Consider the following 11202-nt stretch of genomic DNA (forward strand, 5'->3'; position numbering starts at 1 on the left):
GATGACCGCGAAGGCCGCCGCTGCGGTGACCGCCGCCGCCGCGCTGCTTCCCCTTCTCGCCTCGGCTCCCGCGCATGCGGACGAGAAGGACAAGCAGCCCAAACCGCCCAACGTGATGTCCAGCGTCGGCGGCACCCTGCTGTCCCGGCCGGGTACGCAGGTGCAGCTGGGGGCGGGTGCGCCGGTGCTGCCGAAGGACGTCAGCGCGCGGTCGTGGGTGGTCGCGGACGCGGAGAGCGGGCAGGTGCTCGCCGCGCACAACGCGCACTGGCCGCTGGCCCCCGCCTCCACCCTGAAGATGCTCTTCGCGGACACCCTGCTGCCGAAGTTCCCCAAGACCGAGAACCACACGGTCAGGGCGGAGGACCTGGCCGGCATGGGCGCGGGCTCCAGCCTGGTCGGCATCAAGGAGAAGCAGACCTACAGCGTCCACGACCTGTGGCTCGGCGTCTTCCTGCGCTCCGGCAACGACGCCGTCCACGTGCTGGCCGCGATGAACAACGGCGTCCCGCAGACCGTGCGGGACATGAACGAGCACGCCGCCGACCTCCAGGCGCTCGACACCCATGTCGTCTCGCCGGACGGCTACGACGCCCCGGGCCAGGTCTCCTCCGCGTACGACCTCACGCTCATCGCCCGCAGCGGCATGCAGAAGGCCGACTTCCGGGAGTACTGCGCGACCCCGCGGGCCGCCTTCCCCGGGGAGCAGAAGCCCGGCAAGAAGCGCGAGAGCTTCGAGATCCAGAACACCAACCGGCTGCTCACCGGCGACATCGGCGTGCCCGCGTACCAGGGCATCGCGGGCGTCAAGAACGGCAACACCACGCACGCGGGCGCGACCTTCACGGGTGTCGCCGAGCGCAACGGCCGGGTGCTGCTCGTCACGGTGATGAACCCGTCCTCCAAGGAGCAGCACGCGGTCTACAAGGAGACCGCCCGGCTCTTCGACTGGGGTTTCGCGGCCTCCGGCAAGGTGACGCCGGTGGGTGAGCTGGTGCCGCCGAAGTCGGCCCGTACGGACACGGGGTCGTCCGGCGGCTCCTCGGCCGGTTCGGCCTCCGACGGCCTGCTGCCCGCCCCCGGCAAGAACGCCCCGACGGACGCCGAGAAGGCGGCCGTCGCCCAGGAGAAGTCGGGCGGCGTCGGGATCGCGCTCGCCGTGGCGGGCGGGGTGCTGGTGCTCCTCGCGGGCGCCGTCTTCCTGGTCAACCGGCGCTGGCCGCTGGCGGGTTCGGCGCGTCGCCGCCAGAAGGACCGGCCCGCTGCTCCGGTGGACGAGAGCGTGAATCCGTAGCCGTCCAGGCCGCGCAGAACAGCAGCAGCTTCGCGGTGAAGTTGATCCACAGCAGCAGGGCCACCGGCACGCCGAAGGCCCCGTACATCGACTTCCCCGCGACGCCCCGCATATAGCCGCCGAGCAGCAGTTTCAGCAGCTCGAAGCCGACCGCTCCGATGAGCGCCGCGACCACCAGGTCGCGGCGCCTCGGTTCGACGCCCGGCAGTATCGTCAGGATGTACGCCAGGAGCAGGAAGTCGGCGACGATCGCGACGATCAGGGCGGCGGCCTGGAGCAGGGTGCCGCCCGCGCCCTCGTTGGCGATGCCGAGCCGGTCGGCGGTCCAGCCGACGGCGGTGGAGCCGAGCCAGGACGCGGCGAGCGAGCAGAGCCCGACGCCGCCGAGGCCGAACAGGACGAGGGTGTCCTTGCCCTTGCGGACGAACGGGTTGCCCTCGTCGACGCCGTCGAGGCCCCAGACGGCGCGCAGGCATTCGCGCATCGAGCCGACCCAGCCGATGCCCATGAAGAGCAGCACGGCTCCGGCGACGAGTCCGATGGTGCCCGCGTTGTCCACGAGGCTGCCGATGTCGAGCTGGTCGGAGATGCCGGGGACCTGGTCGGCGATCTTGTTCTCGATCTTGTCGAGCTGCTCGGTGCTGAGCAGCGCGGCGCCGACCGCGGCGGCGACGGTGATCAGCGGGAAGAGGGCGAGGAAGCTGAGGAAGGTGATGGCGGCGGCGAGCCTGCTCCAGCGGACCTCGTCGAGGATCTCGTACGCGCGCCAGGCGTGGGTCTTCATGAAGCGGACGACCCAGGGTCCGACGACGGGCAGCTTGGTCAGCCAGTCCATGTCGTGCGCGTCTCTCCCTCGGTAGCCGGAACGGTGGCCGGAACGGACGGGGCTCGGAACACCAGCGTCCGGTTACCCCAGAATCGCAGACAGGTCGCGAGTGCCATGCCGACACCGAGTCCTGACACCGTGTCGGCGCGCGCGGAGGTGAGCCCGAGGCCGTAGTGGGAGACGGTGAGGCAGAGCAGCTGGACGGCGGCGCCGGCGAGGTTCACGGCGAAGAAGGCGGCGTACTCGCGGGCCCCGACGGTGCGGCGGCGGTAGGTGCCGAGGGCGTTGCCGAGGTAGGCGACCGTGCAGCCGGCCAGGAAGGAGACCGCCTTGGCGGCGACCGGGCCGAGGGTGCCGTGCAGGGCGAGGAAGACGGCGAGGTCGGCGGCGTAGGCGGCGGCCCCGGAGACCGCGAAGCCCAGCAGTTCCCGGTGCCGCCCCCCGGCCAGGGCCGCTCCCCGGCTCACAGGTCCGCGACCGCCATCCCGTACATCGCGGCCCAGACCAGGCCGATGACGGCGAGCGGCCGGTCGCGCAGGACGACGTCCTCCGGCTCCCCGGCCGTGCCGCGGTCGGCGAAGACGGCGTAGCGCAGGACGGCCAGGATGAAGGCGACGACGGAGAGCTGGCGCCAGGGCAGCAGCGAGCCGTTGGCGACGCCGCCGCTCTCCAGCGCCCACAGGCAGTAGCCGAGCACGGCGACGCCGGCGGCGAGCTGCCAGACGAAGCGCAGGTAGCCGGTCGAGTACTGGGTGAGGAGCGCGCGGGTGGCGCCCTGCGCGGCCTCCATCTGCACGGCCTCCGAGTAGCGCTTGGCCGCGACCATGAAGAGCGCGCCGAAGCCGGTGGTGATGAGGAACCAGCGGGAGAGCGGGATGCCGAGCGCGATCCCGCCGATCATCGCCCGCATCAGGAAGCCGGTGGCGACGACGGCGAGGTCGACGACGAGGACGTGCTTGAGGCGTACGCAGTAGGCGAGTTGCATCGCGAGGTACGCGGTCAGGAGCAGCGCCGTCATCGCGTTGCAGAGCAGGGCGCTCGCGACGGCCGCGCCGAGGCCGAGCAGGAAACCGGTCGTGTACGCGAGGGGTACGGGGACGAGTCCGGCGGCGACGGGGCGGTGCCGTTTCACCGGGTGGGCGCGGTCGGCGGTGGCGTCGCGGGCGTCGTTGACCAGGTACACGGCCCCCGCCGCGGCCGTGAACAGGGCGAAGACCAGGGCGAGTCGGGCGGCGGTGGGCCAGGAGACGAGCTGTCCCGCCGCGACGGGCGCGGCGACGACGAGCACGTTCTTGATCCACTGCCGGGGCCGGGCGGTGCGGACGAGCCCCCGGGCGACGGCGAGGGCGCCGGAGCCGCCGGGGGCGCGGGGCGCGGCGACGGGCGGGGCGAGGACGGCCGTTCCGGCGGTGGGCTCAGGCACGGGGGGCTCCGGGGGTGCCTCCGCCGCCGCGCAGCCACGCGCGCCCCGCCGTCGCCGTGGCGGCGCCCAGGAGGGCTCCGGCGGCTACGTCGGTCGGGTAGTGGACGCCGGCGACGAGGCGGGAGAGGCACATCGCGGTGGCCGCGGCGGAGGCGAGCGGGCGGGTGGGTGGGCTGAGGGCGGCGAAGGTGACGGCGGCCGCGGCGGCGGAGGCGGCGTGGGAGCTGGGGAAGGAGTGCCGGCCGGCGGTGCGGACGAGCGGCGGGTACTGCCCGGGGTGCGGCCGGGGGCGCCGTACGACCCGCTTCACGCCCATGCTCGCCAGGTGCGCCGCGCCGATCAGGGCCGTGCCGCGCAGCCAGCCGGCGCGGTGCGGGCGGTCCAGGGCGGCGCCGGCGAGTCCGGCGGCGATCCAGAGCGCGCCGTGCTCGCCGGCGAAGGAGAGCGCGCGGGCCGCCGCGGCCACGGCGGGGCGGCGCCCCTGGGCGTGCGCGACGGCCAGGACGCGGTGGTCGCTGTCGGCCCAGTCCTCGTATCGCATGCGTCTCGTCCGCCTCCCCGGTTCGCCGTCGGCCAGGGGCGACTCTGACGCGCGAGGGCGCCGTAGGGGACGGCACGCTTTCCTGACACTCGTTTAATCACCCATTTCGACGAACCGCCCATCAATCCCGGCATAAGCGACACTCGCGGCGATACGGTCACCTCCATGGCTGCCGAGACGGACATTCCTGTCGATGTCCCCACCGATGTCGACACCCTCACCGGGTGGGGCCGCACCGCCCCCACCCTCGCGCGCGTGATCCGCCCCCGTACGTACGAGGAGGCCGCCGCCGCCGTCCGCGCCTGCGGCGCCCGGGGGTCGATCGCCCGCGGCCTCGGCCGGGCCTACGGCGACGCCGCCCAGAACGCCGGCGGCTCCGTCCTCGACATGACCGGCCTCGCCCGGATCCGCGCGATCGACGCCGAGGCCGGGCTCGCCGTCTGCGACGCGGGCGTCAGCCTGCACCACCTGATGGAGGTGCTGCTGCCGCTCGGCTGGTTCGTCCCGGTCACCCCCGGCACCCGCTACGTCACCGTCGGCGGCGCGCTCGGCGCCGACATCCACGGCAAGAACCACCACGTCTCCGGCTCCTTCTCCCGGCACGTCGTCTCCCTGGACCTGCTCACCGCCGACGGCCTGGTGCACACCGTCCGGCCCGGCGAGCCGCTCTTCGACGCGACCGCCGGCGGCATGGGCCTGACCGGGGTGATCCTCTCCGCCACGCTGCGGCTGCTGCCCGTCGAGACCTCCCTGATGGCCGTCGACACCGAACGCGCCACCGACCTCGACGACCTGATGGCCCGGCTCACCGCCTCCGACCACCGCTACCGCTACTCGGTCGCCTGGATCGACCTGCTCGCCCGCGGCGCCGCGACCGGCCGCGCCGTCCTCACCCGCGGCGACCACGCCCCGTACGACGCGCTGCCGCTCCGGGCCCGCCGAGGCCCGCTCGCCTTCCGTCCCGGACAGCTGCCGGGCGCCCCCGCGTACGTCCCCGAGGGGCTCCTCGGGCGGCACAGCGTCGGGCTGTTCAACGAGCTCTGGTACCGCAAGGCGCCCCGCCGCTCCACCGGCCGGCTCCAGCGGCTGACCTCCTTCTTCCACCCCCTCGACGGGGTCCCGCACTGGAACCGGGTGTACGGGCGCGGCGGCTTCGTGCAGTACCAGTTCGTCGTCGGGTACGGGCAGGAGGAGACCCTGCGCCGGGTCGTCCAGCGGATCGCCAGCCGCCGCTGCCCGTCCTTCCTCGCCGTCCTGAAGCGCTTCGGCGAGTCCGACCCCGGCTGGCTCTCCTTCCCGCTGCCCGGCTGGACCCTCGCGCTCGACATCCCGGCCTCGCTCAGCGGCCTCGGCGCCTTCCTCGACGAGCTCGACGAGGAGGTCGTCGGCGCGGGCGGCCGGGTCTACCTCGCCAAGGACTCCCGGCTGCGGCCCGAGCTGCTCGCCGCGATGTACCCGCGGCTCGCCGACTTCCGCGAGCTGCGGGGGCGGCTCGATCCGACGGGGGTCTTCACGTCGGACCTGTCGCGGCGACTCGGGCTGTGACGCCCCCGCCGCCTCCCTCTGCCTGTTCCCTTCGACTCGCCCCCTGAGGAGCGTGAACGCCATGAAGGACGCCTTCGGCGCCCCGCAGTCCCTGCTCGTGCTCGGCGGCACCTCCGAGATCGGCCTGGCCACCGCGCGCCGGCTGATCGCCCGCCGCACCCGGGTCGTCTGGCTCGCCGGACGCCCCTCCCCCGCCCTCGCCGCCGCCGCGGAGTCGCTGCGGGCGCTCGGCGCCGTGGTGCACACCGTTCCCTTCGACGCGCTCGACACCGAGTCCCACGAGGAACGGCTCGGCAAGCTGTTCGCCGAGGGCGACATCGACATGGTGCTGCTCGCCTTCGGCGTCCTCGGCGACCAGGCGCGCGACGAGTCCGATCCGATGGCCGCCGTACGGGTCGCCCAGACCAACTACACCGGCGGCGTCTCGGCCGGCCTGGTCTGCGCGCAGGCGCTCCAGGCGCAGGGGCACGGCTCGCTGGTGGTGCTCTCGTCGGTTGCCGGGGAGCGGGCCCGGCGGGCCAACTTCATCTACGGCTCGTCCAAGGCGGGGCTCGACGCCTTCGCGCAAGGGCTCGGGGACGCGATGCACGGCACCGGGGTGCACGTGATGGTCGTCCGGCCCGGCTTCGTCCGCTCGAAGATGACCGAGGGCCTGGCGGAGGCGCCCCTCGCGACGACCCCCGAGGCGGTCGCGACCGCGATCGAGCTGGGGCTGCGGCGGCGCTCGGAGACGGTGTGGGTGCCGGGCGGGCTGCGGGTGGTGATGTCGGCGCTGCGGCATGTGCCGCGGGGGGTGTTCCGGCGGCTGCCGGTGTGAGGGTGGGGCAGGGGGGTGCCGCTAGGCGGTCTTCAGCGGGTCAGACCGCCGGTGTCGTCGCCGGGGACTCCACCGGGCTGCCGCACTGGGACGGGACCGCCGAGACCGTGCGGCCGCTGCCGAACTCGTAGTCGCACAGCTTGCGCCACACCCCGTCCGCGCCCTGCTCGTACAGCGAGAAGGAGGCGCAGATCCACTCCGCCTCGTAGCCGGCCAGCTCGGTGAACGCCCGGTCCATCGCCTCCTCGGCGATGCCGTGCGCGACGGTGACGTGCGGGTGGTACGGGAACTGGAGCTCGCGCGGGACCGGGCCGGCCTCGTCGCGGACCCGTTCCTGGAGCCGGTCGCAGGCGGGGGTGCCCTCGACCAGCTTGACGAAGACGACCGGGGAGAGCGGGCGGAACGTTCCGGTGCCCTCCAGGCGCATCGCGAAGGGCTCGCAGCCGGCCGCGATGGCGGCGAGGTGCGCCGCGATCTCCGGCAGCCGCTCCGCGGCCACCTCGGTCGGCGGGAGCAGCGTGACGTGGGTCGGGATGCCGTGCGCGGCGGGATCGCCGAAGCCCGCGCGCCGCTCCTGGAGCCGGCTGCCGTGAGGCTCCGGGACCGCGATCGAAACGCCGAGCGTTACGGTCCCCACGTCGTCCTCCTCCGTCGTCCGTCGAGAAATGTGCGCGAGTGGTGCAGGCGCCAGTGTGCGGCCTGCACCACCCTCGTGGCCAGGGCCCTTGGACTCAGTGCTTCGCGGGCAGGAAGCCCATCCGGTCGTAGGCCTGCGCCAGCGTCTCCGCCGCGACCGCGCGCGCCTTCTCCGCGCCCTTGGCCAGGATCGAGTCCAGCGTCTCCGGGTCGTCCAGGTATTCCTGCGTCCGGGTCCGGAACGGCGTGACGAAGTCCACCATGACCTCGGCCAGGTCGGTCTTCAGGGCGCCGTACATCTTGCCCTCGTAGCTCTTCTCCAGATCCGCGACCGAGGTCTCGGTGAGCACGGACATGATCGTGAGCAGGTTGGAGACGCCGGCCTTGTGCTCCGGGTCGAAGCGGATCACCGTGTCGGTGTCCGTGACGGCGCTCTTGACCTTCTTCGCCGTCGTCTTCGGGTCGTCGAGCAGGTTGATCAGACCCTTCGGCGTCGACGCCGACTTGCTCATCTTGATCGACGGGTCCTGGAGGTCGTAGATCTTCGCCGTCTCCTTCAGGATGTACGGCGCGGGGATCGTGAACGTCTCGCCGAAGCGCCCGTTGAACCGCTCCGCGAGGTCGCGGGTCAGCTCGATGTGCTGGCGCTGGTCCTCGCCGACCGGGACCTGGTGGGCCTGGTAGAGCAGGATGTCCGCGACCTGGAGGATCGGGTACGTGAAGAGGCCGACGGTCGCGTTGCCCGCGCCCTGCTTGGCGGACTTGTCCTTGAACTGCGTCATGCGGGAGGCCTCGCCGAAGCCGGTGAGGCAGTTCATCAGCCAGGCCAGCTGCGCGTGCTCGGGCACGTGGCTCTGGACGAAGAGCGTGCAGCGCTCCGGGTCGAGACCCGCGGCGAGCAGCTGGGCGGCGGCGAGCCGGGTGTTGGAGCGCAGCGCGTCGGGGTCCTGCGGGACCGTGATCGCGTGCAGGTCCACCACCATGTAGAAGGCGTCGTGGGACTCCTGGAGGGCCACCCACTGGCGGACGGCGCCGAGGTAGTTGCCGAGGTGGAACGAGCCGGCGGTGGGCTGGATTCCGGAGAGCACACGAGGACTGTCAGAGGCCATGCCCATCATTCTCTCAGGTGCGTGGCGCGATCCCCGACTGCGGCCGCCCCTTGCGGGGCGGACCGCTGTCCTCCGGGCGGCTAGGCCGGGAGGCCCGGGGCCGGGAACGCCGCCATGAGTTCCGCGACCTCCGCGCGGACCGTCGCCAGTGTCTCCTCGTCGGCCTTGCCCGCCGCGGCCACTCCTCGGTCGATCCACTCGGCGACCAGCGGCATGTGTGTGACGTCCAGGCCGCGGGAGGTGAGGGACGGCGTGCCGATCCGGATGCCGGAGGGGTCGAAGGGCTTTCGGGTGTCGTACGGGACGGTGTTGTAGTTCACGACGATCCCCGCCCGGTCGAGGGCCTTCGCGGCGATCTTGCCCGGGACCTCCTTGGGCGTGAGGTCCATCAGGATCAGGTGGTTGTCGGTGCCGCCGGAGACCAGGTCGAAGCCGCGCGCGAGGAGGGCCTCGGCGAGTGCCTTGGCGTTCGCGACGACCGCGTGCGCGTAGGTACGGAAGGAGGGCTGGGCCGCCTCGCGCAGGGCCACGGCGATGGCCGCGGTGGTCTGGTTGTGCGGGCCCCCCTGGAGGCCGGGGAAGACCGCCTTGTCCAGGGCCCTCGCGTGCTCCTCCGTGGACATCAGCATCGCGCCCCGCGGGCCGCGCAGGGTCTTGTGGGTCGTCGTGGAGATCACGTCGACGTGCGGCACCGGGGACGGGTGGGCGCCGCCCGCGATCAGGCCGGCGATGTGGGCGACGTCCGCGACGAGGACCGCGCCGGACTCCCTCGCGATCTCGCCGAACGCCGCGAAGTCGATCGTGCGGGGCAGCGCGGTGCCGCCGCAGAAGATCACCTTCGGGCGCTCCTTGAGGGCGAGCTCCCGGACCTGGTCGAAGTCGATCCGGCCGTCCTCGTGGCGTACGCCGTACTGCACGCCCCTGAACCACGTGCCCGTGGCGGAGACGCCCCAGCCGTGGGTGAGGTGGCCGCCCATCGGCAGGGCCATGCCCATCACCGTGTCGCCCGGCTTCGCGAACGCGAGGTAGACGGCGAGGTTGGCCGGAGAGCCGGAGTACGGCTGCACATTGGCGTGCTCGACGCCGAACAGGGCCTTGGCGCGCTCCACTGCCAGGGTCTCGACCTGGTCGATGTTCTGCTGGCCCTCGTAGTAGCGGCGGCCCGCGTAGCCCTCGCTGTACTTGTTCTGGAGCACCGTGCCGGAGGCTTCCAGGACGGCGGCGGAGACGTAGTTCTCGCTCGGGATCAGGCGGAGGGTGTCCGCCTGGAGGCGTTCCTCGGCGGTGATCAGGGCGGCGAGGTCCGGGTCGGTGGCGGTGAGGGCCGGGTGGGTGGGGGCGGAGTGGGTGGGGGCGGTGTGGGTGGGGGCGATGTGGGTGGGGGCGGTGTGGGTGGGGTGGGTCATCTTTGCTCCGGGGCAGCTGGGGTCCCCCTGGCGCCTGCGTGGCGCCGCACGGGACCCGGTCGGTTCCCGTGATGCCCAGGCGGGCGGCACCTCGTGTGGTCTGCCTGCGCGGCTTCCCCGGGGTCGCTTCCCCGTACGCCAGTCGCCGCGCGTGTTTCCAGCCTAGCGGGCGCGCCGTCACACAGGTTTCCTCGTCCGGCATCCGAGCGACGATAAGAACAGGGGACACCAGCCCCTGGCCGCAGGACGATCGGAGATCCCGTGTCGAGAACGCAAGACGAGATCGCAGCCGCGGACGCGCACAGCGCCCACAACTACCACCCCCTGCCCGTGGTCGTCGCCACCGCCGAAGGGGCGTGGGTGACCGATGTCGAGGGGCGCCGCTACCTCGACATGCTCGCCGGCTACTCGGCGCTCAACTTCGGGCACGGCAACCCGCGCCTCCTGGACGCCGCCCGGGCGCAGCTGGAGCGGGTGACGCTCACCTCGCGCGCCTTCCATCACGACCGGTTCGGCGAGTTCTGCACGCGGCTCGCCGAGCTGTGCGGCAAGGACGCGGTGCTGCCGATGAACACGGGCGCCGAGGCCGTCGAGACGGCCGTGAAGACGGCGCGGAAGTGGGGGTACGAGGTGAAGGGCGTGCCGGACGGGCACGCGAAGATCGTCGTGGCGGGGAACAACTTCCACGGCCGGACGACGACGATCGTCAGCTTCTCCACGGACCACGAGGCGCGGGACCACTTCGGGCCGTACACGCCGGGGTTCGAGATCGTCCCGTACGGGGATCTCACCGCGCTGGAGGCGGCGGTCACCGAGAACACGGTGGCGGTGCTGCTTGAGCCGATCCAGGGCGAGGCGGGGGTGCTGGTTCCTCCGGAGGGGTATCTGCGGGGGGTGCGGGAGCTCACCTCGCGGCGGAACGTGCTCTTCATGGCCGACGAGATCCAGTCGGGGCTCGGGCGTACGGGGCGGACCTTCGCCTGCGAGCACGAGGGGGTCGTGCCGGACGTCTACATCCTGGGCAAGGCGCTGGGGGGTGGGGTGGTGCCGGTCTCCGCGGTGGTCGCCGACCGGGACGTGCTGGGGGTGTTCCGGCCGGGTGAGCACGGGTCGACGTTCGGGGGGAATCCGCTGGCCTGTGCGGTGGGGCTTGAGGTGATCGCGATGCTGCGGAGTGGTGAGTATCAGCAGCGGGCGGCGGAGCTGGGCGAGCACCTGCATGGTGAGCTGGGGCTGCTCGTGGGGGGTGGCGCGGTCGAGGCGGTGCGGGGGCGGGGGCTGTGGGCCGGGGTGGACATCGCTCCCTCGGTGGGGACGGGGAGGGAGATCTCCGAGCGGCTGATGGGGCGGGGGGTGCTCGTCAAGGACACCCATGGGTCGACGGTTCGGATCGCTCCGCCTCTGGTCATCAGCAAGGAGGATCTGGACTGGGGGCTTGATCAGTTGCGGGGTGTGCTGAGCCGTTAGAGCCGTTTTCCAACCGGGGGCCGTGGCCTCCGGGTGGGGGTGTCCGGACTGCGACCTTCACTTCGCTTCGCTCGTTACGGGCGCCGCCACGTCCAGGGCCCAATCCGAACTGAGACCGGCTTTTTGAGATTCGCTCCG

Annotated in this window: 11 protein-coding genes and 1 riboswitch; of the genes, 4 read left to right on the forward strand and 7 right to left on the reverse strand. The window is 72.7% G+C overall.

Translation table 11 applies throughout. The annotated features are described in order from the left end of the window. Nucleotide 1 precedes the first annotated feature (1 nt). Nucleotides 2-1294 carry a D-alanyl-D-alanine carboxypeptidase family protein gene (locus ABTZ54_RS19365; RefSeq protein WP_351664696.1) on the forward strand — a complete coding sequence of 431 codons (1293 nt, stop codon included), beginning with the start codon at nucleotides 2-4 and terminating at the stop codon, nucleotides 1292-1294. Here ABTZ54_RS19365 and ABTZ54_RS19370 read toward each other — a convergent pair. The 4 genes from ABTZ54_RS19370 to ABTZ54_RS19385 are packed head-to-tail and all read right to left on the reverse strand — an operon-like array spanning nucleotide 1206 to nucleotide 4084. Next, nucleotides 1206-2129, reverse strand: a complete 924-nt coding sequence (locus tag ABTZ54_RS19370; RefSeq protein WP_351664658.1) for a YihY/virulence factor BrkB family protein — start codon at nucleotides 2127-2129, stop codon at nucleotides 1206-1208. The genes ABTZ54_RS19365 and ABTZ54_RS19370 overlap by 89 nt on opposite strands. Beyond that, nucleotides 2117-2587, reverse strand: a complete 471-nt coding sequence (locus ABTZ54_RS19375; RefSeq protein WP_502997274.1) for a GtrA family protein — start codon at nucleotides 2585-2587, stop codon at nucleotides 2117-2119. The genes ABTZ54_RS19370 and ABTZ54_RS19375 overlap by 13 nt, the downstream gene beginning before the upstream one ends. Further along, the gene (locus ABTZ54_RS19380; RefSeq protein WP_351664660.1) at nucleotides 2584-3543 is read right to left on the reverse strand and encodes a decaprenyl-phosphate phosphoribosyltransferase; all 960 of its coding nucleotides are present in this window, start codon (nucleotides 3541-3543) and stop codon (nucleotides 2584-2586) included. Before ABTZ54_RS19380 ends, ABTZ54_RS19375 begins: the two co-directional genes overlap by 4 nt. Beyond that, on the reverse strand, nucleotides 3536-4084 hold the full coding sequence (locus ABTZ54_RS19385) for a phosphatase PAP2 family protein (protein ID WP_351664662.1): 549 nt from the start codon (nucleotides 4082-4084) through the stop codon (nucleotides 3536-3538). Before ABTZ54_RS19385 ends, ABTZ54_RS19380 begins: the two co-directional genes overlap by 8 nt. A 165-nt stretch (nucleotides 4085-4249) precedes the next feature. Here ABTZ54_RS19385 and dprE1 point away from each other — a divergent pair, with 165 nt between their 5' ends. Together dprE1 and dprE2 are read left to right on the forward strand one after the other, a co-directional pair. Further along, nucleotides 4250-5629 carry a decaprenylphosphoryl-beta-D-ribose oxidase gene (gene dprE1 / locus ABTZ54_RS19390; RefSeq protein WP_351664664.1) on the forward strand — a complete coding sequence of 460 codons (1380 nt, stop codon included), beginning with the start codon at nucleotides 4250-4252 and terminating at the stop codon, nucleotides 5627-5629. 61 nt (nucleotides 5630-5690) lie between these two features. Then, the gene (gene dprE2 / locus ABTZ54_RS19395) at nucleotides 5691-6446 is read left to right on the forward strand and encodes a decaprenylphospho-beta-D-erythro-pentofuranosid-2-ulose 2-reductase (protein WP_351664700.1); all 756 of its coding nucleotides are present in this window, start codon (nucleotides 5691-5693) and stop codon (nucleotides 6444-6446) included. Nucleotides 6447-6486: 40 nt separating this feature from the next. On the opposite strand, the gene ABTZ54_RS19400 is transcribed toward dprE2, so the two are convergent. The 3 genes from ABTZ54_RS19400 to glyA form a co-directional block, all read right to left on the reverse strand. Continuing rightward, a complete protein-coding gene (locus ABTZ54_RS19400) occupies nucleotides 6487-7083 on the reverse strand; it encodes a 2'-5' RNA ligase family protein (RefSeq protein WP_351664666.1) in 597 nt (198 codons plus the stop codon). Nucleotides 7084-7177: 94 nt separating this feature from the next. Beyond that, nucleotides 7178-8191, reverse strand: a complete 1014-nt coding sequence (gene trpS, locus ABTZ54_RS19405; protein ID WP_351664668.1) for a tryptophan--tRNA ligase — start codon at nucleotides 8189-8191, stop codon at nucleotides 7178-7180. A gap of 80 nt (nucleotides 8192-8271) precedes the next feature. Next, nucleotides 8272-9597, reverse strand: coding sequence for a serine hydroxymethyltransferase (gene glyA, locus ABTZ54_RS19410; RefSeq protein WP_351664670.1), 1326 nt, complete (start codon nucleotides 9595-9597; stop codon nucleotides 8272-8274). 66 nt (nucleotides 9598-9663) lie between these two features. Continuing rightward, nucleotides 9664-9753, reverse strand: a riboswitch (ZMP/ZTP riboswitch). Between the two features lie 105 nt (nucleotides 9754-9858). Between glyA and rocD the strand changes: the two genes are divergently transcribed. Next, on the forward strand, nucleotides 9859-11064 hold the full coding sequence (gene rocD, locus ABTZ54_RS19415) for an ornithine--oxo-acid transaminase (protein WP_351664672.1): 1206 nt from the start codon (nucleotides 9859-9861) through the stop codon (nucleotides 11062-11064). Nucleotides 11065-11202 lie beyond the last annotated feature (138 nt).

Origin of the sequence: Streptomyces sp. NPDC094032, assembly GCF_040303965.1 — a bacterium.
Lineage (GTDB): Bacteria > Actinomycetota > Actinomycetes > Streptomycetales > Streptomycetaceae > Streptomyces.

Coding starts and splice junctions, on each gene's coding strand:
- glyA (WP_351664670.1), bottom strand. CDS start 9,597: ATGACCCACCCCACCCACACCGCCCCCACCCACATCGCCCCCACCCAC.
- trpS (WP_351664668.1), bottom strand. CDS start 8,191: ATGGCCTCTGACAGTCCTCGTGTGCTCTCCGGAATCCAGCCCACCGCC.
- ABTZ54_RS19385 (WP_351664662.1), bottom strand. CDS start 4,084: ATGCGATACGAGGACTGGGCCGACAGCGACCACCGCGTCCTGGCCGTC.
- ABTZ54_RS19370 (WP_351664658.1), bottom strand. CDS start 2,129: ATGGACTGGCTGACCAAGCTGCCCGTCGTCGGACCCTGGGTCGTCCGC.
- dprE2 (WP_351664700.1), top strand. CDS start 5,691: ATGAAGGACGCCTTCGGCGCCCCGCAGTCCCTGCTCGTGCTCGGCGGC.
- dprE1 (WP_351664664.1), top strand. CDS start 4,250: ATGGCTGCCGAGACGGACATTCCTGTCGATGTCCCCACCGATGTCGAC.
- ABTZ54_RS19365 (WP_351664696.1), top strand. CDS start 2: ATGACCGCGAAGGCCGCCGCTGCGGTGACCGCCGCCGCCGCGCTGCTT.